Source organism: Mesorhizobium sp. WSM4830, from assembly GCF_055811495.1.
In genome coordinates this window covers 141,945-166,227 of sequence record NZ_JBVVQI010000001.1, presented here as the reverse complement: position 1 = coordinate 166,227, position 24,283 = coordinate 141,945, and the positions used below count along the sequence as shown (strand labels likewise).

The 24,283-nt window shown below is 63.4% G+C and carries 22 protein-coding genes and 1 riboswitch; of the genes, 9 read left to right on the top strand and 13 right to left on the bottom strand.

From position 1 onward, the window contains the following. Positions 1-5 precede the first annotated feature (5 nt). From AC0L2Y_RS00930 to dhaL, 4 genes are all read left to right on the top strand, one after another. Entirely contained in the window at positions 6-2,315 is a 2,310-nt protein-coding gene (locus AC0L2Y_RS00930) for a xanthine dehydrogenase family protein molybdopterin-binding subunit (protein ID WP_473553103.1), read from the top strand. Positions 2,316-2,431: 116 nt separating this feature from the next. Further along, positions 2,432-2,578: riboswitch (FMN riboswitch) on the top strand. A 77-nt stretch (positions 2,579-2,655) separates the two neighbouring features. Beyond that, positions 2,656-3,129 (top strand): 6,7-dimethyl-8-ribityllumazine synthase, encoded by a 474-nt coding sequence (locus tag AC0L2Y_RS00925; protein ID WP_473553100.1) that lies wholly within the window; start codon positions 2,656-2,658, stop codon positions 3,127-3,129. A 67-nt stretch (positions 3,130-3,196) separates the two neighbouring features. Further along, entirely contained in the window at positions 3,197-4,204 is a 1,008-nt protein-coding gene (locus AC0L2Y_RS00920; RefSeq protein WP_473553098.1) for a dihydroxyacetone kinase subunit DhaK, read from the top strand. Between the two features lie 9 nt (positions 4,205-4,213). Next, entirely contained in the window at positions 4,214-4,852 is a 639-nt protein-coding gene (gene dhaL / locus AC0L2Y_RS00915) for a dihydroxyacetone kinase subunit DhaL (RefSeq protein ID WP_473553096.1), read from the top strand. Here dhaL and derI read toward each other — a convergent pair. The 3 genes from derI to AC0L2Y_RS00900 are packed head-to-tail and all read right to left on the bottom strand — an operon-like array spanning position 4,849 to position 6,852. Further along, on the bottom strand, positions 4,849-5,292 hold the full coding sequence (derI, locus tag AC0L2Y_RS00910) for a D-erythrulose-4-phosphate isomerase (protein ID WP_473553094.1): 444 nt from the start codon (positions 5,290-5,292) through the stop codon (positions 4,849-4,851). The genes dhaL and derI overlap by 4 nt on opposite strands. A gap of 26 nt (positions 5,293-5,318) precedes the next feature. Beyond that, positions 5,319-6,077, bottom strand: coding sequence for a triose-phosphate isomerase (locus tag AC0L2Y_RS00905; protein WP_473553092.1), 759 nt, complete (start codon positions 6,075-6,077; stop codon positions 5,319-5,321). A 10-nt stretch (positions 6,078-6,087) separates the two neighbouring features. Further along, complete coding sequence (locus AC0L2Y_RS00900; RefSeq protein WP_352489466.1) at positions 6,088-6,852, bottom strand: DeoR/GlpR family DNA-binding transcription regulator; 765 nt, start codon at positions 6,850-6,852, stop codon at positions 6,088-6,090. Between the two features lie 253 nt (positions 6,853-7,105). On the opposite strand from AC0L2Y_RS00900, the gene fba reads away from it, so the two are divergent. Then, a complete protein-coding gene (gene fba / locus AC0L2Y_RS00895; protein ID WP_352489465.1) occupies positions 7,106-8,170 on the top strand; it encodes a class II fructose-bisphosphate aldolase in 1,065 nt (354 codons plus the stop codon). Between the two features lie 35 nt (positions 8,171-8,205). Here fba and AC0L2Y_RS00890 read toward each other — a convergent pair whose 3' ends face one another. The 10 genes from AC0L2Y_RS00890 to AC0L2Y_RS00845 form a co-directional block, all read right to left on the bottom strand. Next, positions 8,206-9,150, bottom strand: a complete 945-nt coding sequence (locus AC0L2Y_RS00890; RefSeq protein ID WP_473553668.1) for a sugar phosphate isomerase/epimerase family protein — start codon at positions 9,148-9,150, stop codon at positions 8,206-8,208. Beyond that, positions 9,150-10,667, bottom strand: a complete 1,518-nt coding sequence (locus AC0L2Y_RS00885; RefSeq protein ID WP_473553090.1) for a glycerol-3-phosphate dehydrogenase — start codon at positions 10,665-10,667, stop codon at positions 9,150-9,152. Before AC0L2Y_RS00885 ends, AC0L2Y_RS00890 begins: the two co-directional genes overlap by 1 nt. Before the next feature lie 19 nt (positions 10,668-10,686). Further along, on the bottom strand, positions 10,687-11,727 hold the full coding sequence (locus AC0L2Y_RS00880; RefSeq protein ID WP_473553089.1) for a 2-hydroxyacid dehydrogenase: 1,041 nt from the start codon (positions 11,725-11,727) through the stop codon (positions 10,687-10,689). 7 nt (positions 11,728-11,734) lie between these two features. After that, entirely contained in the window at positions 11,735-13,297 is a 1,563-nt protein-coding gene (locus tag AC0L2Y_RS00875; protein ID WP_352489462.1) for an FGGY-family carbohydrate kinase, read from the bottom strand. Then, complete coding sequence (locus AC0L2Y_RS00870; protein ID WP_473553086.1) at positions 13,297-14,421, bottom strand: ABC transporter ATP-binding protein; 1,125 nt, start codon at positions 14,419-14,421, stop codon at positions 13,297-13,299. Before AC0L2Y_RS00870 ends, AC0L2Y_RS00875 begins: the two co-directional genes overlap by 1 nt. After that, on the bottom strand, positions 14,418-15,536 hold the full coding sequence (locus AC0L2Y_RS00865; protein ID WP_473553084.1) for an ABC transporter ATP-binding protein: 1,119 nt from the start codon (positions 15,534-15,536) through the stop codon (positions 14,418-14,420). Before AC0L2Y_RS00865 ends, AC0L2Y_RS00870 begins: the two co-directional genes overlap by 4 nt. Positions 15,537-15,540: 4 nt before the next feature. Continuing rightward, positions 15,541-16,398 carry a carbohydrate ABC transporter permease gene (locus AC0L2Y_RS00860; protein ID WP_023676025.1) on the bottom strand — a complete coding sequence of 286 codons (858 nt, stop codon included), beginning with the start codon at positions 16,396-16,398 and terminating at the stop codon, positions 15,541-15,543. A gap of 9 nt (positions 16,399-16,407) precedes the next feature. Then, positions 16,408-17,331, bottom strand: a complete 924-nt coding sequence (locus AC0L2Y_RS00855; protein ID WP_292653833.1) for a carbohydrate ABC transporter permease — start codon at positions 17,329-17,331, stop codon at positions 16,408-16,410. A 152-nt stretch (positions 17,332-17,483) separates the two neighbouring features. Continuing rightward, positions 17,484-18,929 carry an ABC transporter substrate-binding protein gene (locus AC0L2Y_RS00850; protein WP_473553081.1) on the bottom strand — a complete coding sequence of 482 codons (1,446 nt, stop codon included), beginning with the start codon at positions 18,927-18,929 and terminating at the stop codon, positions 17,484-17,486. Between the two features lie 44 nt (positions 18,930-18,973). Next, the gene (locus AC0L2Y_RS00845) at positions 18,974-19,948 is read right to left on the bottom strand and encodes a sugar-binding transcriptional regulator (protein WP_023676028.1); all 975 of its coding nucleotides are present in this window, start codon (positions 19,946-19,948) and stop codon (positions 18,974-18,976) included. A gap of 227 nt (positions 19,949-20,175) precedes the next feature. On the opposite strand from AC0L2Y_RS00845, the gene AC0L2Y_RS00840 reads away from it, so the two are divergent. From AC0L2Y_RS00840 to AC0L2Y_RS00825, 4 genes are all read left to right on the top strand, one after another. Then, on the top strand, positions 20,176-21,219 hold the full coding sequence (locus AC0L2Y_RS00840; protein ID WP_352489458.1) for a LacI family DNA-binding transcriptional regulator: 1,044 nt from the start codon (positions 20,176-20,178) through the stop codon (positions 21,217-21,219). A gap of 38 nt (positions 21,220-21,257) precedes the next feature. After that, positions 21,258-22,526 (top strand): ABC transporter substrate-binding protein, encoded by a 1,269-nt coding sequence (locus AC0L2Y_RS00835; protein ID WP_473553078.1) that lies wholly within the window; start codon positions 21,258-21,260, stop codon positions 22,524-22,526. A 71-nt stretch (positions 22,527-22,597) separates the two neighbouring features. Further along, the gene (locus AC0L2Y_RS00830) at positions 22,598-23,443 is read left to right on the top strand and encodes a carbohydrate ABC transporter permease (protein WP_473553076.1); all 846 of its coding nucleotides are present in this window, start codon (positions 22,598-22,600) and stop codon (positions 23,441-23,443) included. Beyond that, positions 23,440-24,282, top strand: a complete 843-nt coding sequence (locus AC0L2Y_RS00825) for a carbohydrate ABC transporter permease (protein ID WP_473553073.1) — start codon at positions 23,440-23,442, stop codon at positions 24,280-24,282. Before AC0L2Y_RS00830 ends, AC0L2Y_RS00825 begins: the two co-directional genes overlap by 4 nt. Position 24,283 lies beyond the last annotated feature (1 nt).

Below are 24,283 nucleotides of genomic sequence, written 5' to 3'. Positions count from 1 at the left end.
GACTTATGAACGAGACCATACCCGGACTGCCCGGCTCCGCCACCCATTCAAGGGTGAAACCTCGTCCCGATGCTGGCATCATCGGGAGGCCGATCGACCGCATCGACGGTCCGCTCAAAGTGACGGGCGGCGCCACATATGCTTACGAGAATGAGCTGGATGGTACAGCCTATGGCTACATTCTCGGCGCCTCCGTCGCCAAGGGCCGCATCGCCGAGATCGACACGACCGAAGCCGAACGGGCGCCGGCGGTGTTGCTCGTCATGACGCACCGCAATGCGCCGGCCCAGCCGGATTTCGGCCCATCGATCACGCCGACGGTGCCGGAGGTCTTTACCCGCGCCCGGCCCGCGCTCAACAGCGATCGGGTGCGGTATTACGACGAGCCCGTCGCGCTGATCGTTGCGGAGACGTTCGAGGCGGCACGCGCTGCTGCCGGCCTCATCAGAGTACGCTACGACGAGGAGCCGGGCCTCTACGATCTAACGGGCCATCAGGCCGACGCCTATGCACCAAAGCGGACAAATGCCGGCTTCGAGACCGACAGCGCGGTAGGCGACTTCGAGAGCGCCTTTGCGGCCGCCCCGGTCAAGATCGATGCCACTTACCGGACCCCCTTCGAACATCACAATCCGATGGAGCCGCATGCGACGCTTGCTGCCTGGTCAGGCAACGAGTTGACGATCCATACATCGGCGCAAACTCTCGCGAACTTCCGGGCCGGGGTCGCCAGCACGCTTCGCATCCCGCCCGAGCGAGTGCGCATCGTGAGCCCCTTCATCGGCGGAGGCTTCGGCTCCAAGCTGATTGCCCATGTCGATACGATCCTGGCCGCGCTTGCAGCACAGGTGCTGCAGCGCCCCGTGAAGATCGCGCTGACGCGACAACAGATGTTCGCCAATGCCGGTCACCGCGCAGAGATGATCCAACAGGTACGTCTCGGCGCGGACACCGACGGGCGGCTCACCGGGATCGCGCACGATGTCTGGTCAGCAACGTCCAGCTTCGAGGAGTACTGCGAACAAACGGCAGTTTTTGCGCGCTCGCTCTATGCGGCGCCGAACCGTCTCACCCGCCATCGCCTGGTTCCGCTGGACATCAACCGCGGCGAATGGATGCGCTCGCCCGGCGAAGCGCCCGGCATGCTGGCTTTCGAATGCGCAATCGATGAACTCGCCGAGCGGGTCGGCCTGGACCCGATCGAACTCAGGATCCGCAACGAACCGGCACAGGATCCCGAGCGCGGCGTGCCGTTCTCCACCCGCAATCTCGTCGCCTGCATGGAGGAAGGCGCCCGCCGTTTCGGTTGGAAGCGGAGAAACCCGACACCGGGCCGAACCGGGGAGGGCCGCAAGCTCATCGGCTACGGCATGGCGGCGGCGATCCGTCCGAACTACATCGGCGCGGCGACGGCGCGCGTTGCGATCGACCGGGAGGCTCGGGTTACGGCGCGGCTCGACATGACCGATATTGGGACCGGCACCTATACGATCCTGACCCAGATTGCCGCCGAGAGCCTCGGTCTGCCGATCTCGTCCGTCAAGGTGGAGCTCGGCGACAGCCGCTTCCCGCGCACCGCCGGCTCCGGCGGGTCCTGGGGCGCAGCAAGCGCGGGTTCGGCCTTGTATAATGCGTGCAACGCCCTCAAGGAACGGATCCTGGAGGCGGCGCAGTCGAGCGAAGCCTCGCCGTTGCGCGGCGCGAACACCACCGAGGCAAGCTTTACCGACAGCGCGGTCAGGATCGGCCAGCGGTCGGCGAGCCTGGCCGATCTCATCCGAGGGATCGCTCCCGACGGGTTCGAGGCCGAAGGCTCCGTAGCCGCGGGCGCCACCACCCAGTCATACAAGACTTATTCGCAGCATTCCTATGGCGCGCATTTCGCAGAGGTCGCTGTCGATTGCGATACCGGTGAAATCCGCATGCGCCGGATGCTGGCTGTGATCGGCGCGGGCCGTATCCTCAACGCCAAGACCGCGCGCTCGCAGATCATCGGCGGCATGACCTGGGGGATCGGTGCAGCGCTGATGGAGCAGACGGTGCTCGATCCGCGCTATGGCCACTTCGTCAATCACGATCTTGCCGAGTATCATGTGCCGGTCAATGGCGACGTCCCCGCGATGGAGGTCGTCTTCCTCGAGGAAGACGACGACAAGGCCAACCCGCTTGGCGCAAAGGGTCTCGGCGAACTCGGCGTGTGCGGTGCGGGGGCTGCTGTCGCCAACGCCATCTACAACGCGACCGGCGCGCGAGTGCGTGAATTTCCCATCACCTTGGACAAGGTGCTGCCTGCCTTGCCCGTGATCGCTATTTGATGCTCTCTTCCCTCGCCCGCAACGGTGACCAGGTCGGAACGGATGGCTATTTCTGCGCAATCCGCGACGATGCCGGTGGTTGACAGCACTATCGGGCCCTTCCATACAAACGCCGTCAATGTTCTCAGGGCGGGGTGAAAGTCCCCACCGGCGGTAAGGGTCTCGGCCCAAGCCCGCGAGCGCTTTCCGGTTAGCCGGAGGGGTCAGCAGATCCGGTGCGATTCCGGAGCCGACGGTCACAGTCCGGATGGAAGAGAACGAAATGGAAGACGGTCCGCTTTCGCGGTTCGGACTCCGTATCGTGCGTCCTGATTCTGGTTCGAAACGGAAGGATGGACCCATGAATCAGCATTCCCACAACGACTATGAAACGATCCGCGTCGCCGTCATTCGGGCGCGCTGGCACGCCGATATCGTCGACCAATGCGTTGAAGCATTCGAGGCGGAACTGGCGGTTCTCGGAGAGAAACGCTTTGCCGTCGATGTCTTCGATGTTCCCGGCGCCTATGAGATTCCCCTGCATGCAAAGACGCTTGCCGAAACCGGCCGCTATGCCGCTATCCTCGGCGTGGCATTTGTCGTCAATGGCGGCATCTACCGGCACGAGTTTGTGGCAAGCGCGGTCCTCGACGGCATGATGAACGTGCAACTGTCGACTGGTGTGCCGGTGCTTTCGGCGGTGCTGACGCCGCACAACTACCATGACAGCGCGGACCATCACCGCTTCTTCTTCGAGCATTTCAGGGTCAAGGGCAAAGAGGCGGCCAATGCCTGCGTGCAACTGCTGGCGGCACGCGAACACATCGCGGCGTGAAACCTCCACCCGCCGGGTGGAAATCCCGGTAAGGCGCTGTAGTATCTCACGAAACAGGAGGATGCCGGTGCAGACCAAGAAGATCATCAATGACGGCAACCGCACTGTCGACGAGATGCTGGAGGGCATTCTGGCCGCGCATCCGCGCCATCTCGGACGTGCGGACGGAAGCCCCCGCTCCATCATCGCCCGCGACGGCCCACGCCCCGGCAAGGTCGGCCTTGTCATCGGCGGCGGCTCGGGTCATGAGCCGACCTTCCTCGGCTTCGTCGGCAAGGGGCTGGCCGACGCCGCGGCGATTGGCAACGTCTTCGCCTCGCCCCCGCCGGACCCGATCCTCGAATGCGCCAAGGCGGCCAGCGGTGGCGCCGGCGTGCTGTTCATGTACGGCAACTATGCCGGCGACGTGATGAACTTCGACATGGCCGCCGAAATGGCGGCAATGGACGACATCGAGGTGCGCACCGTGCTGACCACCGACGATGTCGCCTCGGCGCCGCGCGACCAGAGGCAGAAGCGGCGCGGCGTCGCCGGCAATTTCTTCATATTCAAGGCCGCCGGTGCCGCATGCGACCAGATGCTGTCATTCGACGAGTGCGAGCGTATCGCCAGGAAGGCCAACGATCACACCTTCACCATGGGCGTGGCGCTGTCGCCCTGCTCGCTGCCGCAGACCCGCCGGCCGAATTTCGAGATCGGTCCGGACGAGATGGAGATCGGCATGGGCATTCACGGCGAGCCGGGCATCGCGCGCGGAAAACTGAAAACAGCCGACGAGATCACCGATGAGATGCTGGACAAAATCCTCGACGAGATGGCGCCGGCACGCGGCGACAAGGTCGCGGTGCTGGTCAACTCGCTCGGCTCGACGCCGCTGATGGAACTCTACATCATGAACCGGCGGGTCAAGCAGAGGCTCGACGATATCGGCGTTTCCGTCCACGCGACCTGGGTCGGCAATTACTGCACCTCGCTCGAAATGGCCGGCGCCTCGGTGACGCTGATGCATCTCGACGGCGAGTTGCAGGCGATGCTCGACCATCCCTGCGACTGCGCCATGTTCCGTGCCGGCTGAGAGGGCGTCATGACCTCGATCGACACAGCCGGGTTGAAAAGAATGTTCGATGCGATCGCGGCGGCGATCGACGCCGACAAGGACCGGCTCTGCCGGCTCGACGGCGTCATCGGCGACGCCGACCATGGCATCGCCATGGCACTAGGCTTCACTGCTGCGCGCGATGCACTGGCGCAACTCGACCTCGCGGCGACCGAGCCGACGGCGCTGCTCAACACCGCGGCTAAATCCTTCCTCAACGCCGTCGGCGCCTCGTCAGGCCCGCTCTATGCGACGGCCTTCATGCGCGGTGCCGTCGCCGTCAAAGGCAAGGCAATTCTAGAGGACGCAGACGTCGTCGCCATGTTCCGGGCGATGGCGCAAGGCATCCAGGATCGCGGCAAGGCCGAGCTCGGCGAAAAGACCATGGTCGACGCCTGGCTGCCGGCGGCGCAAGCAGCTTGTGCCGCGCAGGAAGCCGGCAAGAGCCTGTCCGAGAGCCTGGATGCTGCACTTGCAGCGGCCGAACGAGGTGCCGAGGCGACCAAGGACATGATCGCCGCCAAGGGCCGCTCATCGCGGCTCGGCGAGCGCTCGCTCGGGCATATGGACCCCGGCGCCGCGTCGGCCGTGACGATCATCAGGGCGATGTGGAACAGTCTGGTCTAACCCCGTTTCGCCGCGTCGAGCCTGTCGATCGCCTGGACATTGCCGGCCGATGGTCCCTTCTCATCGAATTCCGATGCGAGCCAGGCGTCGACGATCGACTTGGCCAGTTCCGGGCCGATGACGCGCGCGCCCATGGTGATGATCTGGGCGTTGTTGGATTTTGCCGCGCGCTCGGCCGAATAGGTGTCGTGGGTGAGTGCAGCGCGAATGCCGGGCACCTTGTTGGCGGATATGGATACACCGATGCCGGTGCCGCAAAACAGGATGCCGCGATCGTTCTCGCCGTCCAGGATAGTCTGCGCGAGCTTCTGCGACAGGTCGGCATAGTAGCCCGCCTGGCTGAGATCGCTGACCGTGAGGCCGGGCTTGGCGGCGAGGTGAGCGGCAATGACGTCGAGCAGCGGCTTGCCGGCGCTGTCGGCTCCAATAGCTATTTTCATGTTCGGTTTCCTTCCTGTTCGATGCTTCAGATCGCCGCCGAGGCGCGCTTGAGGATGTCGATATAGCCGTCCGCTTGCCAGGCCGAGCGGCCGATGAACAAGCCGTCGATATTGGGCTGGCCGACCAGTTCGGCGGCATTTTGCGGATTGACGCTGCCGCCATAAAGCACCGGCGGCACCACCGGCAGCAGGTCGCGGGCGATTTTCTTGATCAGCGCCTGCTGCCTGTCGGCATAGTCCGAACTGGCCGGCACGCCCTTGTCGCCGATCGCCCAGACCGGCTCATAGGCAAACAGGATCGTCGCCGCCTTCGCCGCGCCTTCGAGAAACTGCAGCGCGCCGTGCACCTGCAGGGCCAGCACCGCAGCGGCCTGCCCGCTGTCGCGCTGTGCCAGGGTCTCGCCGACACAGATCAGCGGCACCAAGCCGTGCTTCACCGCGGCCGCAGTCTTCAGCCCGACAGCCTTGTCGGTCTCGCCGAAATGCTCGCGCCGTTCGCTGTGGCCCAACTCTACCATATCAAGTTCGCAGTCTTTCAGCATTACCGGCGAGATCTCGCCGGTCCAGGCGCCGGCGTCGGCCCAATGCATGTTCTGCGCGCCGACCTTGATGCGCGTCGGCGACAGCGCTTTCTTGACCTCGCGGATCACCGTGAAGGGCGGGATGACGAAAGGTTGGACGCGTTCGTCGAAACCGGGCACGAATGTGTCCAATGCCTTGGCGAAAGCCATCGCCTCGGCGAGCGTCTTGTTCATTTTCCAGCTGGTGCCGACCCAATAAACCATACGTGCCCTCCTACTCTGCGATCACCGTCAGCGAAACGCCGGCACCATCCAGCGCGGCGCGCATCTGCGGTTGCGGCTCGCGGCCGGTGAATACCGTGTCAAAGGCCTTGAGATCGGTCAGGAAGTGCAAGGCAGTGCGGCCGAATTTCCCATGATCGACCAGCAGATATTTGCGCGCCGCTGCGGCCATCATCAAACGTTTGGTCTGGACCACTTCCTGATCCTGATGGAAAGCAGAGGCACCATGGACGGCCGACGACGACAGGAAGGCGACATCGGCGCGCAATGATTTCAGCGTGTCTTCGGCGAGCAGGCCGAAGAAACCGTGAAACTTCTTGCTGTATTGGCCGCCAAGCGCAATCAGGTTGATGCCGGCAACGCCCGCCAAATCCTGGATGACGGCCAGATTGTTCGAGATCACCGTCAGCGGACGCAGATCGGCAAGGTGCCGAACAACGCCGCCCGCGGTCGAGCCGTCGTCGATGATCACCGTCTGGCCCGGTTCGATCATCGTCACGGCAGCGGCGGCGATGCGCTTCTTCTCGTCGCCGGCCAGCCGCTGGCGATAGCGGAAATCGCTCTCGAAAAGGCTGCTCGGCTGGATCGAGGCGCCGCCGCGCACCTTGCGCAGAAAACCGCTTTCCTCGAGCTCGTCGAGGTCGCGGTGGACAGTCATCTTCGACACGCCGAAGCGCGAAGCAAGATCGTCGACACTGGCGGTGCCGGTGTCGATCAGAAAATCCATGATGCCTTGCCGACGGCCGTCGCTCTTCATTCCCGCGGCTTTCCCGTGCAACCCGGTTCCGATATAACAGCAAACGTCGTACAAGCCACCACATTTTTTGTGATAATGTTAAATCTCTATGGGATATCATGACGCTTCCGGTCGCGTGCTGTAACAAGAATTGCTGCCGTCCGAGCGCCCAGCGGTTGCGGTGCCGCGGAAATCCGGCCAGAAGCATCAGGGGCTCGACGACAACCGACTGCCCGCAAACACTGGCTCGAAACCGGATACGGGAGACTACCGAGTGGCTCGCATCACACTGAGACAATTGCTCGATCATGCCGCCGAATACAGCTATGGCGTGCCTGCCTTCAACATGAACAATATGGAACAGGGCCTCGCCATCATGGAGGCAGCCGAGGAGACCAAATCGCCGGTTATCCTGCAGGCGAGCCGCGGCGCGCGAGCCTACGCCAACGACGTGGTGCTGGCCAAGCTGATCGACGCGCTGGTCGAAATCCATCCCGATATCCCGGTCTGCATGCATCTCGACCATGGCAACAACGAAGCGACCTGCGTCACCGCGATCCAGCACGGCTTCACCTCTGTGATGATGGACGGATCGCTGAAGGAAGACGGCAAGACGCCGGCCGACTACGCCTATAATTCCGGCATCACCCGCCGCGTCGTCGACATGGCGCATTGGGGCGGCGTCTCGGTGGAAGGCGAGATCGGCGTTCTCGGATCGCTGGAGATGGGCGGCGGCGAACAGGAAGACGGCCATGGCGTCGAGGGCGTCATCAGCCACGACCAGCTGCTGACCGACCCGGTGCAGGCCGAACAATTCGTGCGCGACACCCGTGTCGATGCGCTGGCCGTCGCCATGGGCACCAGCCACGGCGCCTACAAGTTCAGCCGCAAGCCGGATGGCGCCGTGCTGGCCATGAACGTCATCGAGGAAATCCACCGCCGCTTGCCGAGCATGCATCTCGTCATGCACGGCTCGTCCTCGGTGCCGGAAGAGCTGCAGGAGATCATCAACAAATATGGCGGCCAGATGAAGCCGACATGGGGCGTGCCGGTCGAGGAGATCCAGCGCGGCATCAAGCATGGCGTGCGCAAGATCAATATCGATACCGACAACCGCATGGCGCTGACCGGCGCGATCCGCAAGGTGCTGACCGAGAACCCGAGCGAATTCGATCCGCGCAAATATCTGACGCCGGCAATGGCCGCCATGCGGAAGCTGTGCAAGGAACGCTTCGAGCAATTCGGCACCGCCGGCAACGCACCGAAGATCAAGCCGCTGCCGCTGTCGGAAATGGCCAAGCGCTACAAGTCCGGCAGCCTCGACCCGAAATTCGGCTGACGTTCTGGATGAGCAGGAGCCGCGTCGGCTCCTGTTCATCCACCAGGCCGCGGCAGAATTGCGGCCCTGCCGGTCTCGATAAATGGCGCCCAGTAGTCGACCGACTCGCGGATCATGGCGACGACCTGGTGGTCGACCGGCTCGCGCTCGCGGAACGACAATTCGAGGCAGATCTCGTTGTCGACGCCGCCGCCACGGCGAACCGTCGCCAGCAGCTTTTCCGGCGTGATGCGGCCGTCCTTGTTGTGGGCGGCAATGAACGGCCAATGGCCACCCTTGTTCATCGACGACTGCTTGACGTGGATGATCGGCGACTGCCGGGGAAAGGCTTCGGCCCAGGCATAAGGATCGATGTCGGCCGGATTGCTCGAGGTCACGTCGCCATGGTCGATGTCGACCATCATCTTGAGCGGCATCGCCATGCCGGCGGCATCGATCTCGCGCTGCAGTGCCCGGCAGCTCTCGATCGTATGGCCGAACTCGCGGCCGACCGACATCGGCTCCCAGAACAGGTAGGTCAAGCCGGCTGCTTTGGCATGCTCGGCGACCTCGCGCCAGCATTGCAGCGCGATGTCGAAAAGCCGCGCGCGACGTTCAGGATCGTCGTAATCCCGATGGGTGAAGATCGCGAATTGCGTGCCCATGCCGGCAGCGCCGAACTCAGCCGAAATTTCGGCAAAGGTCTTGAACCAGTCGACGTAGTAGCGCCGCACGTCGGCATCCGGATGGCCGAAATGATTGAGCCGGCCGTAAGGGCCGGTCATCGCGGAGGTCACGCGCACACCGGTGCGGTTGAGCGCGGAGCGGAATAGGCGGACGAATTTCGCGATCGTCGCCGCCGGCCAGCCGGGATTGACGAATTCATGCGTGAGCTGCACGTCCCTGATACCGATCTGGTAGGCGATCGCGTCGATCAGGTCGTCCGGCTCGGCAAAGCGGTTGACCAGCGGATTGGTGTTGAGCGAAAGCGTGAAGGCCATCAGCCGGCCTTTGCCAGCCGGCTCGAGCACCAGTCCTCGAAGGCGGTTCTTTCCGCGGCGGACAGATGCAGGCCGTGCTTGGTGCGCCTGTCGAGAATATCGGCGGCGGTCTCGGCCCATTCATGCTCGAACAGGTAATTGGCTTCGCGCTCGAAAAAATCCTTGCCGAAGTGCCGGCCCAGTTCGGCGAGCGAGGTGGCCGCGCCGACCAGATCGCGCGTCCTTGTGCCGTAGAGCCTGCCGTAATGCTTGGCCAGCGATGCCGGCATCCAGGGGAATTCATGGCCGAGGTCGCCCAGAAACTGCTCGAAATCGGCATTGGCGATATCGCCGCCCGGCAGGTGCCCTTTCGAGGTCCACGGCTTGCCCATCTTCGGAATGAACGGGGCGATACGGTCGAGCGCGTGCTCGGCCAATTTGCGGAAGGTGGTGATCTTGCCGCCGAAGACCGAAAGCAGCGGCGCCTGTTCAGCCGGTGCGTCGAGTTCGAATATGTAGTCGCGGGTCACCGCGCTCGGATTGTCGGCATTGTCGTCATAGAGCGGCCTGACGCCGGAAAATGAGTAGACGACGTCGCCTCGTGCGAGCTGGCGCTTGAAGTAGCGATTGACTGCCTTGATCAGGTAATCGATCTCGCTCGCATCGGCGGTCACGTCCTCCGGCCGCCCTTCATAGGGAATGTCGGTGGTGCCGATCAGCGCGAGGTCGTTCTGATAGGGATTGATGAAGATCACCCGCTTGTCGCTGTTCTGAACGAGATAGGCCTGCCGCCCTTCCCAGAATTTCGGCACGACGATGTGGCTGCCCTTGACCAGGCGCACGTTGCGCCTGGAGTTCTGGCCAGCGACGCGGTTGATGACGTCATTGACCCAAGGACCGGCGGCATTGATCAGCGCCCGTGCCCGGACTGTGGTCCTAACGCCGGTTCGACCGTCGCGCATCTCCACCGACCACAGGCCGTTTTCGCGACGGGCGGCTATGCTGGCGGTGCGGGTGAATATCCTGGCTCCACGCTCGGCGGCGTCGAGCGCGTTGATGACGACCAGGCGGGCGTCGTCGACCCAGCAGTCGGAATATTCGAAGCCGCGCTTGAAGGCGTCCTTGATCGGCGCGCCTTCGGGTGCGGTGCGCAGGTCGAGCGTACGCGTGGCCGGCAGCCGCTTGCGGCCGCCAAGGTGGTCGTAGAGGAACAGGCCGAGCCGGACTAGCCAGGCCGGCCGGTCGTCGGGGCTGTGCGGCAGCACGAAGCGCATCGGCCAGATGATGTGCGGCGCGGATTCCAGCAGCACCTCGCGCTCGATCAGCGCCTCGCGCACCAGGCGGAACTCGTAATATTCGAGATAGCGCAAACCGCCATGGACGAGCTTTCCCGATCGCGAACTGGTGCCCTCGGCGAGATCATCCTTCTCGCAAAGAATGACCGACAGCCCGCGGCCTGCCGCATCGCGCGCGATGCCGGCGCCATTGACGCCGCCGCCGATGACGAAGAGGTCGACGATTTCGGTTTCACCGCTCATCTCGCTCTATGCCCTGTCGTCAGCATGGATTGACCGGAGGCAGGCCGGCGATGAAGCGGCGCACTTCCTCCGCCGCCTGCTCGGCCGCGTAGGTCACGGTGCGTACCGACGCGCCGGCGATATGCGGCGTCAGCGTCACGTTCGGCAGCTGCAACAGCGGCCAGTCGGCAGGCACTGGCTCGACGGCGAACGTCTCCAGCATAGCACTGCCGATGTGTCCCGAGACGAGCGCCTCGTAGAGCGCATCGTAGTCGACCAACGGTCCGCGCGCGGTATTGACGAAGATTACGCCGGGTTTCATCTGGGCTATGGCGTCCTTGCCGATCAGGCCGCGCGTCTCCTCGGTGACCCGGGAGTGCAGCGTGACCACATCGGAGCGCGACAAGAGATCGTCCAGCGCAACCAGCTCGACGCCGGCATTGCGGTCCTCGGCGCTCAATTGCACATAGGGATCGCAAACCAGGATGCGGCAGCCGAACGCGCGCAGCAGCCGAACCAGCCTGGTGCCGATATTGCCATAGCCGATGACGCCGACGGTCATTTCGTTGAGTTCGCGGCCGGTGCGGTCGGCGCGGTAGAGATCGCCGCGCCACTCGCCATTGCGCAAGGCTTCGTGGCCGACGCGGATCAGCCGCGTCTCGGCGAGAATGGCGCCGATGGTGAACTCGGCCACGGCGCTGGCATTGCGACCGGGCACATTGACCACCGTGATGCCATGGGCCTTGGCGGCCGCCATGTCGATGTTGATCGGCCCGCCGCGCGACACCGCAACCAGCTTGAGCGTGGGCAGGCGCTGCATCATGCTTTCGGAGAGCGGCGCAAGCTGGGTGACGAAGATTTCGGCGTCGCCGATGAAGTCCACCACCTCGTCGGGATCGCCGAAATACTCCTTGACCTTGTCCAGACCAAGCGCGGCATTGCCGAATTGCATCGGCTCGTCGGGCCAAGCGGTCTCAACGGTGCGGATGTCGATATTGTCGCCGCAGGCCGCCTCGATTTTCTCGCGAAACACTTCCGGAAGCATGAAGCGGTCGCCGATGATCGCAATCTTTTTGCGCATGCTCTTCTCAATTCACGTCGGTTTGCCTGGACGCAGCCATCGAACGCCAGACCGGCCGCAGCGCCTCATGCGCCAATGTGTAGGACGGAGCCATCGCCTCATAGGCGACGGCAAGTTTCCGGTCGCTGGGCTCGGCCGCACGGAGCAAAGGCGTGACCCATTCACTGACGCAATCGTCCATCGATGCGTACTGGCCGACGCAGACCGCAGCAATCATTGCAGCGCCCGCAGCACCAGCCTCCTCGCGCTCGCTGGTGCGAATGTCGGCGCCGACCGCAGCACCCAAGATCTTGCGCAGCGCCGGGCTCCTGGCCGCTCCGCCGGTCAGGCGGATTTCCTTGGGCAGTGGCCCCATGGCGGCGTAGCAATCGCGTGCCGCGAAAGCCAGCCCCTCGAACACCGCGCGGACCATGTCGGCATAGCCGTGCCTGGACGAAATGCCGACGAAGCCTGCCCTGGCATTGGCATCGACGAATGGCCCGCGCTCGCCTGCCTCCGAGACATAGGGCTGGTAGAGCAGAGAGCCTGGCTCGGACGACGATATCCACTGGTCGACCAGCGCGATCATCTCGCCATTGGTCCGCGTGATGCCTTGCGAGGCGAGAATGCCGGAGGCGAGGCCAAGGACCCAGTCGATATTGAGCGTTGCCGCCATGTTCGACTGCATCTGCGCAAAGACGCCCGGTGCCGGCATCGTCATCGTGTAGCCGGTTGCAGCCTCGTTGAGCAGAACCTCGTCCGGCGTTTCGGCGAGCCGCATATGCATGCCGGTGGAGCCGATGATCGAGCATCCCGGCTTGCGCTCGCGATCGAACAGGCCGGCGCCGAGCGCCGTGCAGGCGACATCGACATAGGCCAGAACGACCGGTGTGCCGGCGAGCAGGCCGGTCGCATCGGCTGCTGCCGCCGACAGCGAGGTGCTTTGCCTTGTGCCATCGACGATGGGCGGCAACAGATGCCGGAGATCGGTGACGCCGAGTACCTCGAGCACATCATCTGAATAGCCGCGCGTGCGGAAGTCGCCGAAGGTGAAGGTGCCCTCGGACGGGTCGGTGGCGCGGTGGCCGGTCAACTTGAAATAGAGCCAATCCTTGCAGTGGAACGCCGTCGCTGCATTGGCAAGCATCGCGGGCATGTGGCGCTTCATGAACACGAACTGCGATCCCTGCTGGCAGGCAGCGAGCCCGCTGCCGGTCTTTTCGAAGCGCAGCCGGTCCTCTGGCCGCGCGCGGATCTCCTCGACGACCGCGGCAGCGCGCGCGTCGAGCCACAGCCAGCCCTTGGCCACCGGCTCACCATCCTTGTCGATCAGCCAGGTACCGTCGCCCTGCCCGGTCACGGCGATGGCAATGGTCCGGCCGGCGAGATCCGGCACCTTGTCGGCAAGCTCGCGCAAGGTCGTCGCGGTATCGGCCCAGGTGCGTGTCAGGTCCTGCTCGGCGCCGCCGCCCGGCAGTGTCTCGTATTTATTGGGCAGCGCGGCGGCCGCGATCTGCCGGCCCGCCGTGTCGAAAGCGACGGATTTTATGACAGACGTGCCGGCGTCGATGCCGATCAGCACATCCTGCATCAGGCAAGCTCCGTGCCGTGCGAAATGGCATTGCCGCTCGCCTGATCGAAGACGTGCAGGTTTTTTGGATCGATGCTGATCTTGATTGGCGCGCCAAGCTCCAGGCGGGTTCGGTCATGTTCGACCAGGACCAGCGAACCGCCGGCGAAATCGGCGGCGATATGGGTCTGGTCGCCGAGCCATTGATTGGCCGAAACCGTCGCCGGCACACCATCCTTCGAGCGGCGGACCGCATAGGGCCTGACGCCGATGACGACGCGCTGCCGGTTGAGCAATTCGTCGCGAACCGGGCCGCTGAACGCATCCTTGTCGTAGTCGAGCGAAAGCCCGTCGGGCAGCTTGAGACTGATCTTGCCGGCAGCCGTGCCGACATAGGCTTCGAACACATTCATCGGCGGCTCGCCTACGAAGGTACCGGTGAACAGGTTTGCCGGCCGCTCCTTGAGCCTGTCAGGCGTGTCGAACTGCTGCAGCACCCCGCCCTCCATGACAGCGATGCGATCGGCCAGCGCATTGGCCTCGGTCTGGTCGTGCGTGACCAGGATCGCCGTCAGGCCGCGCTCCTTGATGAAATGCTTGATGCGGCCGCGCAGCACGGCGCGAAGCTGTGGCTCGAGCTGGCCCATCGGCTCGTCCAGCAGATGCAGGTCGGCCTCGCGGATCAGCGCCCGGCCGAGGCTGGCGCGCTGCTGCTGGCCGCCGGAGATCGAGCTCGGATAGCGCTCGAGAATGTCCTCGATCTCGAGCAGCTTGGCGATATTGGCAACCTTTCCATCGACCGCACTCTTCGCCAGCCTGGCGGCCTTGAGGGCGAAGGCCATGTTCTCACGCACGGTCAGCGGCGGGTAAAGCGAATAGCCCTCGAAGGCCATTGCGACGTTGCGCCTGACCGGCGGCAACGTGTGCACTTTGCGGCCGGCAACCGCGATGGTTCCGCGCGAGACCTCTTCGAAGCCTGCGATCATGCGCAATGTCGAGGTCTTGCCGCAGCCGGACGAGCCGAGCAGCGCCACGATCTCGCCCTTGGCGATTTCCATCGTCAGGTTCTTGACGGCGTGCACGCCGCGGTCGATCGGGCCGTAGAACTTGTCGACGCCCGAAATGGTGATTGCGGTCGGGCTCATGCCGCTTCTCCACTGCGCAAATTAACGACGTTTTTCGAGCCGATACGCTCGCCGCTTGCCCGATCGAATAGCACGGCGCTTTTGCTATCGACGGCGATATGCGCCCGGCCTTCGGATTGGCCCGGCGTCCCGGACGGACGCGAGACCAGGATTTCACGGCCGCGCACGGTTCGCACCAGCGTGACGATCTTCTCGTTGAGCGGCGTCTCAGCCTCGACCGTCACCGGGATGGCGCCGGGCGTGCCTTCATCGACAAAGGCCAGTGCCTCTGGCCGCAAGCCGATCACGCAGTCGCGGCCGACCGCCGCCTCATGAGCGCCGGCCAGATGGACCTGGACGTTGGACAGGCCGACATAGATGCCCTTGGCGTCCCGCGACGGCTTGACGTCCAGAAGGTTGATCGTCGGGTCGCCGAACAGCCGGGCGATCTCGACATTGGCCGGCTCGCGATAGATCTGCTCGGGCGTGCCGAGCTGTTTGACGACGCCCTGCGACATAACCGCGATGCGGTCGCCGAGCGCCATCGCTTCCTTGTAGTCCTGGGTGACGTAGATGACGGTCGCGCCACGATCGGCGAGCAGCCTTGGCAGCTCGAGGCGCATCTCGAAGCGCAATTTGGCATCGACGTTGCGCAAGGGGTCATCGAGCAGCAGCAGCGGCGGCGAGCCGACCAGCGCGCGGGCGAGCGCGGTGCGTTGCTTCTGGCCGTTGGACAGCGCGCGTGGCTTGTGGCTGAGCACATGGCCGATTTTCAACAGCTTGGCGACGCTCTCGACGCCGGTCTTTATCGTGCCTTGCGATGAGTGCTTCGCCTGCAGCGGAGTCGCTATATTGTCGAACGCGGTCATATGCGGGAACAGCGCGAAGTTCTGGAAGGCCATGCCGACGCCGCGGAACTCGGCGTCGAGATCGGTCATGTCCTCGCCGCCGATGAGGATCTTTCCCTCGTCGGGGTCGATGACGCCGGCCACCAGCCGCAGCAGCACCGTCTTGCCGGCGCCGGACGGCCCGAACAGGACCAGCGTTTCGCCGTCGGCGACGGTCAGCGACAGATTGTCGAGAACGGTCTGGCTTTTATAGCGCTTGACGATGTTTCGCAGTTCGAGGCTTGCCATCGGACTATCCTTTCACCGCGCCAAGCGACAGGCCTTCGACGAGATAGCGTTGCGCATAGAGCGCGAGCGCCAGCGTCGGCGTGATCGACAGCACGATCGCCGCCGAGATCTGGCCATACTGGATGCCCGAGGAGGTGATGAAGGCGAGCGCGCCGACCGTCACCGGCTGCTTGTCGGCCGAGGCGAGCACCAATGCAAAAACGAAATTGTTCCAGGCAAAGATGAAGGCGAGCAGACCGGCAGCGGCAATACCTGGGCCGGCGAGCGGCAGCGCGATCTTGCGGAAGGTGGCAAACCAGGAATGGCCGGCGATGCGGTAGGCGTATTCGATATCGGCGGGGATATCCTCGAAATAACCGCGCACGATCCACAGGATCAACGGCAGGCAGATCAGCTGATAGACCCAGATCAGCCCGATATAGGTGTTGGCCAGCCCGAGCTTCTGGAAATAGAGGGTGAGCGGCAGGAGCACCAGCAGCGCCGGCGCAAACCGGAACGACAGCAGCGTGAAGGCAATGTCCTCCGAGCCGCGGAATTTGTGCCGCGCAAAGGCGTAGGCCGCCGGAACGCCGAGCAGCAACGCGACGGCAACCGAGGTGACCGACAGGAAGACGGAATTCCAGAGATTGCGCATGAAGGCGATGTCGAGCGTGCCGGCTGCCGTCATCAGCTTGCCGGTGATCAAGGCAGTGTAGTTGGCGAGCGTCGGCTCGAAGACAAGCTGTGGCGGAATCCGCAGGATCGTCTCGTTGGTCTGGAAAGACATCATCAGGATCCAGACGATCGGGAACATGAAGAAGATCACGACCAGCGCCAGGGCAATGCCGCGCAGGATGCGTTCGAGAAGCGAGGTGTGTTCCACGCCAGCCTCCTATGCCTGGCCGCGGGCGCGTTCGCGCAGCCGCAGCCAGTTCTTGATGAAAATGTTCGAGAGGAAATAGGTGATCGCCCACAGGATGATCATCAGCGCCGCCGAGCGGCCGACATTGGTCGACTGGAAGAAGTTGAGATAGGCCTCGACCTGGAACACGGTCAGCGTATCGCCCGGACCGCCCTGCGTCATGGCGTAGATGATGTCGAACTGCTGGATGGAATCGAGCAGGCGGAACAAAGTCGCCGTCAGGATGTAGGGCGTCAGCATCGGCAGTGTGATGCGGAAGAAGACGAAGCTGCGTGGCACGCCATCGAGTGCTGCCGCCTCGAATGGCTGCGTCGGCAGACTGCGCAGGCCTGCAAGCAGCAGGATCATGATGAAGGGCGTGTAGACCCAGATGTCGACGAGAACGACGGTGAGCAGCGCCGTCGACGGCGACGAGGCCCAGCGGAAATCCTGCAGGCCGATCAGGCTGGCAAGATAGCTGAGCACGCCGAAACCGGGGTTGGTCATCAGCTTCCACATCAGCGCGGCGAGCGCCGGTGCCGTCATCAGCGGCATCAACAGCATGATCGAGATGAAGTTGTTCAGCGTCGAACGCTTCTGCAGCAGCATGGCGATGCCGAGACCGAGAAGCAGTTCGAGCACAACGGTGATGCCGGCGTAGAGCAGCGATATCTCCAGCGTGTTCCAGAACTTCGGGTCCGTGAAGAAGGAGATATAGTTGTCGCCCCAGTTGAACTGCCGCGCCCAGGGCTGGCTTAACCGGTAGCGCTGGAACGAATAGACCACCGATGTGAAGAACGGGATCAGGATGCCGATGCAGACCAGCAGGGCCGGCAAGCTGAGGAGATAGGGCAGCACCCGCTTGCTGATCCTGAAGCCCGACGGCCTGTTTCTTTGTATTGTTGCCGCAGTCATCGGCTGCTCCGTCATCCTGTTGCTTCGCCGTCCCGGCCGCCCAAGGGAGCAAGGCGGCCGGTCGGGCGAGCAGGCGGCACCTTTCGGGACCGCGTCGCAAACGTATCACATCTCAGAGGCTGGCCCGCGGACGGGTCAGCCTTGGCCGCGGCCTAGCCGAGCCCGGCTTCCTTGAGCTGGCTGTTGATGCTCTCGGCCAGCTTGTCGAGGCCTTCGTCGACCGGCACTTCCTTGGCCACCATCTTCTGCAGCGTCGCCGCCCATTCGGTGGTGAGATCGAAGAACAGCGGTTGCGGAGTGAACTTGATGCTGGCGCCCGGCGCCGAGACGTCGAACATTTCGACATAACCCGGATAGCTCTTGTTCAGCTTGTCACGGAACATCTGGTCGTTCCAGACCGACTGACGAACCGGATTGACGAAGTCCATCTTGGTCGCACCGAACAACGCGTGCTCGGGTCCGGATGCCCATTGCATGAAGTACCAGGTGGCGTCCTTGTCCTTCGAGAAGTTGGACATCGACAGTGACCAGATCCAGATGTTAGGCGTCGGCGCCTTGGCGGCAGGATTGGCCTTGAATGCCGAAAAGGCGAGCTTACCGGCCATCTTGTTGTCGCCGCCATTCATGAAGTAACCAAGGATGTCGGCGTCGTAAATCATCGCCGAGGCACCTGCACCGAGATCGGTGCCGACCTGGTACCAGGTGTAAGTCGACCAGTCCTTCGGGCCGCTCTCCTGGATCATCTGAACCCACTGCTTGTGGAAAGCCTTGGATTCGGCGGTGCTCATCGCGGCCGACAGCTTGCCGTCAGCCGAGACGTTCAGGTCCTTCTGGTCGAAATTGGCGTAGGCCGACAGGAAGCCCGGGTGGATCGTTGCCCAGGAGCGCGAGCCGCGCACGCCGATGCCGTAGACGCCACCGCCGACATCCTTGGTAAGTTTCGCCGCCGTAGCGACCATCTCATCCATATTGCCGGGAACGCTGACGCCGACCTTGTCGAACATGCCCTTGTTGTAAGTGATGTTGTTCTGCTCGAAGCCCCACGGAATGCACCATTGCTTGGCGTCTTCCGAACCGAGCGCGCCGCCCGGCTGGCCGTTCCAGGCGCAGGAATTCTTGACGCCTGGCAGGAAGTCGTCCCAGGCATATTTCGGGTTGGTCTTGGCCGGATCCTTGATCCATTCGTTGAGGTCGGTGATCCAGCCGGCCGGGCCGTAGGTCCAGGTCATGTAGGCGCCGGTCATGAAGGCATCGTATTCGGGCGAGCTGGCCGACAGCGCGGCGGTAACCTTGTCGAAATAGACGTCTTCGGGGAACACGTCATAGACGACTTCCATGCCGGTCAGCTTCTTGAAATTGTCGAGGTTGGCAATCATCGCATCGGCGTAAGGATGCTTGTTGAGCAACAGCTTGATGGTCTTGCCCTTGTGCGCCTGCCAGTCGAAATCAGCCGCCAGGGCGCGGGTCTGCCCGGAATTGAGCAGTGTACCGGCGGTGCTGGCGGCAAGGCCCATTGCACCGAGGCCCTTGATCAGCCCACGGCGGTCGACTTGTCCACGCAGGAATGCGTCGATGAGGTCTTTCTCTTTCTCATGCATTTCTCTTCTCCTCCACAGGGTAGTTTCAACGAAATGGTTGCCGGCTACCCGACCGGCGTCTGTTCCACGAGCGATCGCGCCGTCCGCTCGTCGGTTATCAAGCCTTTGAGATAGCGGCCCTCCAGCACTGACTTGATGGCGCGAACCTTCACCTTGCCGCCGGCGACGGCGACAATCCTGCGGTTGCTGATGTCTTCGCGCGCCAGTGCCAGCGCCCGGTCGGAAAGCGTCGTCGCAACGGCCTTTCCGGCATCGTCGAAGAAATGGCCGAGCAGTTCGCCGACACCGCCGTTGCGGCGGATCTCCTCCATCTCGCCCTTCTCGATCATACCGGTGGCGACAAGCGAGGCCTCACGCTCGGCGGTGCCGATGCCGGCGATGAGCAAGTCGGCGGACTTGGCGAGGTCGAAGACATCGCTGACGCCTTTCTGCCCGAGCAACACGGTTCGATCCTCGACCGTGTTGGCGAACATCGGTACGGGCATCACATAGGCCTCCGCACCGGTCCGTTCGGCGACGCGGTGGATGACGTCATGCGGATTGGCCGAGAACTTGCGCGTCAGGCCGCCAAGCAGCGAGACGAAACGGATCCTGCCGGCCGATATGCGCGGCAGATATTCCACGCAGGCGGCAAGCGTGCGGCCATGGCCGACGCCGATCAGCGCCTCCTCGCCGCGTTCGATCTCGCGCTTGAGAAACTGCGCGCCGGCGATGCCGAGCGCCTTGAGCGGCAGGTCTTCGGCATCGAAGTCCGGAACTACCTCGCAATAGTCGAGACCGTAACGGCCGGACAACTCGTCCTCGAGTTCCACGCATTCTGAGACTTCGCCGTCGATGTAGACTTTGACCAGGCCTTCCTGATTGGCCTTCGTGATGAGGCGATGCGCCTTGAGGCTGGTCAGGCCGAGCCGCTTGGCGACCTCCGACTGGGTCAGGCCGCCGGCATAGTGAAGCCAGGCGGCACGGGCTGCCATACCTGTCTCATCGTCGCGCAGCAGGCCGTTACCAAAACCAACCATTTCCGCCCTTTGATATTTTTATCAGTTGCTGCAAAATTTTTCACAAGGCATCGCCCGAGTCAAGCAACCGCTGCGTTTAAATCGCTGTCCGGGAGCCAGCCGGTCGGGGCCGAACAGGAGCCACGCGAACCAACCGGCAAGAAACAACACCGACCATTCGCATTTAAAACGTTTGCAATTTCGCTTGGACGCATTACAAACGTTTCAAACTTCGTTCGGGAGGAACGATGCCGGCCCGCGTTACGACCCTTAAGGAACTTGCCGCGCAGCTCGGCCTGTCGATTACCACCGTTTCGCGCGCCCTTGCCGGCCACGAGCAGATCGCCTTGAAAACGCGCCAACGTGTCACCGAGGCCGCGCGCCAGGCCGGCTATGTGCCGAACACGGCAGCCCGCACGCTGGTCTCCGGCCGCAGCGGTTTTGTCGGCATGGTGCTGCCGATCCGCGGCCCCAATCTGGTCGATTCCTTCCTCGGCGAATTCGTCACAGGGCTCGGCGAAGGGCTGGTTTCGCACGGCTCCGACCTGATCCTGGCCGCAGCGGCGCAGGGCCAGTCGGAACTTTCCGTACTTCGCCATGTCGTCGAATCCGGACGCGCCGATGGCGTCGTCGTCACCCGCATCGCAGAGGTCGACGAGCGGCTTGCCTATCTGCGTCAACGCAATTTTCCGTTCGTCGCGCATGGCCGGCTGCTCGACGGTGACTTTGCCTATCATTGGCTCGATACCGATGGCGCGCACGCATTCGGCGAGGCCTTCGACATGCTCTACGATATCGGACACCGCCATTTCGGCCTGGTGACGATTTCCGAGCCGATGACGTTTCGCCATCTCAGGCAGGATGGGCTCGCTGCCGCGATCGCCCGCCGAGGCGACCCGTCGGTCAGGCTCGATGTGGCGACGGCGCCGCGGTTCGATCGCGGTGCCCGCATCCAGGCAATCAACCGGCTGCTGCACGCCACCGAGCGGCCGACGGCCATTGTCGCGCTGTTCGACGAGCTGGCGCTGACGGTGATGCAAGAGGCTGCCCGCGCCGGCCTTGCCGTTCCTCGCGACCTTTCGGTGATCGGCTTCGACAACATAGCCGCCTCAGCCTATGCGCCGCCGGGGCTAACCACTTTCGACGCCTCGATCCGCCAGTGCGCGCGCGAGATCGGCGAGATGCTGCTGACCGTCATCGGCGACAGGCCGGACGCGCCACTGACACGGCTGGTCCGGCCGACACTTGTCTCGCGGGCAAGCCATGGCCCGGCACCCACAAGACAGAACTGACGCCCGCTTCGCGGCGCAACCCAGGGAGGAAGATGACGATGAATGCTTTGCGGATATTGGCCGGCGCCATGCTGGCGCTGTCGCTCGCTGCCGGTGCAGCGCAAGCCCAGCAGGTGTTGTTCTGGTCGACACAGGCGCGACCTGTGGAAGAGACGCAAAAAATGCGCGGCGAAGTGCTGAAGGGGTTTGATGGCCAGGTCGACTATCAGGTCGCCGAGGACGGGCCCTGGCTCACCCGCCTTCAGGCCGAACTGCAGGCCGGCTCCGGGACCATAGGCGTGCTCGGCGGCCTGCACGGAGACTTCTCCACCGTCGGCGCGAACCTTGTCGATCTCTCTGGCGTCGATCTCGGTGGCGTCAAGGTCAACGAGACCTACAAGAAGCTCGGCATGCTCGGCACCGGAGAGCAGAAGTACCTGCCATGGATGCAGGCCACCTTTCTGATGGCGGCCAACAAGCAGGCGCTACAATATCTGCCGGCCGGCACCGATCTCAACACCATCACTTATGACCAACTGATCGAGTGGGCGAAAAACATCGCTGAAAAGACCGGTTCGCCCAAATTCGGTTTTCCGGCCGGCCCGAAAGGGCTGAAGCACCGTTTCTTCGAGGGTTTTCTCCTTCCATCGTATACCGGCTCGATGGTGACCAAGTTCCGCTCGGCGGAGGCCGAGACGGCGTGGAACAAGTTCAAGGAACTATGGCAATACACCAACCCGAATTCGACCAACTACGCCTTCATGCAGGAGCCGCTGCTGACCGGCGAAGTCTGGGTGGCATTCGATCACGTCGCGCGCCTCGCCGACGCCTTCAACCAGAGACCCGATGACTTCGTCGCCTTCCCGGCGCCGGCTGGCCCGGCAGGCCGCGGCTACATGCCAGTGGTGGCCGGCGTCGCTATCCCGAGGACCTCGCCCGACATGGACAAGGCCAAGGCGCTGGTCGCCTATATGCTGAAACCGGAAACCCAGATCGCGACGCTGAAGGCGACAAACTTCTTCCCGATCGTCGACGTCAAGCTGCCCGACGACATGCCGGCCTCGGTAAAGGCCTTCAGCCCAGTGATCGCCACCATGACCGGTGCCCCGGATGCGCTGCCGGCGCTGCTGCCGATGGGACTTGGCGGCCTCAGCGGCAAGTTCAATCAAATCTACACCGACAGCTTCGAGCGCATCGTGCTCGGCGGCGAGGACGTGCACGGCGTACTCGACGAACAGGCAGCGGCGCTGAAGGCGATCATCGACGAGGCGAAGGCGCCGTGCTGGGCGCCCGACAAGCCCTCGCAAGGCGCCTGCCCGGTCGATTAAGAATCCTCCCGGGCGTCCGGACCTAGCGCGCCGGGCGCCCACCCTTTCAAACGCCGAACAGGGATCGCTCCATGCACGGCAAGGCCCTGCCCTATCTGCTGCTGATGCCGGCGACGCTGTTCCTCTGCGTCTTTTTCCTCTACCCGTTCGTGTTGGTCGCCTTCGAGGCGTTCACCCGCGACGGCAGCTTTACACTCGACAATTTCCGCACCATGGCCAGCAGCTGGAAGTTTCCGGTCACTGTTCGCAACACGCTGCTTCTCAGCGCCGTCGTCGTGCCCATCCAGCTGGTCATGGCGCTGCTGATGGCAACGATGGTGTCGCGACTTGCGGCCGGGCGCAGCGCTGCGCTTTACATCTTCGCTATTCCGCTTGGCATCTCCGATCTCGCCGCCGGGCTGATCTGGCTCGCCATCTTCGACCAGTCCGGCTTCCTCAACACCTTGCTCTCCAATCTCGGCGTCATCGACAGGCCGGTCATGTTCCTCGGCTACCAGAGCAAGCTGACGATCTTCATTGCCGTGGCGCTGGCCGAGATCTGGCGCGCGACCGCCATCATGATGGTCATTCTGGTCGCCGGCATGGGGCTGATCCCCCGGGAATATTACGAGGCGGCGGAGGTTTTTGGCGCTAGTCCGTGGAAGCGCTTCATCAAGATCACGCTGCCTCTGCTGCGCCCAAGCCTGCAGACGGCGATCATCCTGCGCGTCATCCTTGCCTTTGAGGTCTTTGCCGTGGTTGCAGCACTCGGCGGCACCAATCTGCCGGTGCTGATGGGCGAGACCTACAATTGGCAGTTCACGCTGCAGGACCACAATGTCGCCGCCGCCATGGCGCTGTTCATCCTCGCCATCTCGATCGGCTTCACGCTGTTCTTCCTGCGGGTGCTGCGTGTGCCGAAGGAGGCTCGCATATGAGCACCGTCGCGGAGCTCTCGATTGCCGCGCCTGAGGCCCGCAAAGCCGGCAACTGGTTGTTGGTCGCCACCGTCATCCTGCTTTGCGTCTGGGTGCTGCTGCCGATCTATCTGTTGATCGTCAACGCACTGTCGTCGCCGGAAGAGGTGACCGCCTTTCCCAAGCGCTTCTTCCCGTCATTCGATTTCGGCAGCCTTTCTTTCTTCATCAATTTCGCCGGTGTCGCCAAGGCACTGTGGAACTCCGTCCTCGTCGCCACGCTGACGATGCTCCTCTCGATCGGCTTCGGCGCACCCGCGGGCTACGCGCTGTCGCGATTCGAATTCCCGGGCAAGGAGACGTTCCGTTTCCTGGTGCTGATGACCCGCGCCTTTCCGCTGCCGCTGCTGGCACTGCCGCTGGCGGTGATGTTCATCCGCACCGGCCTCGACGACACCGCGATCGGGCTGGCGCTGGTCCACACCACGCTGGCGCTGCCGTTTGCGGTGCTAATCACCTTCTCGCTGTTCTCCGGCATTCCCGTCGAGCTGGAGGAAGCGGCCTGGACGCTCGGCTGCACGAGATTGCAGGCATTCCGAAAAATCATTCTACCGCTCGCGCTGCCGGGTATCGCGGCATCGGCGGTATTTGCCTTCACCATCTCCTGGAACGAGGTGTTTGCCGCCGCCGTGCTCACCATCGAGAACCGGACGCTGACCGCCTTCCTGCTGCAGAGCCTCGGCGAATCGCCGCTCTACCTCAAATTCGCCGGTGGCGCGGCACTGGTCATCCCGGCGCTGATCTTCATCTTCGCCGTTCGCAAATATCTGTTCGCCATGTGGGGGATCGCCAACCGATGAC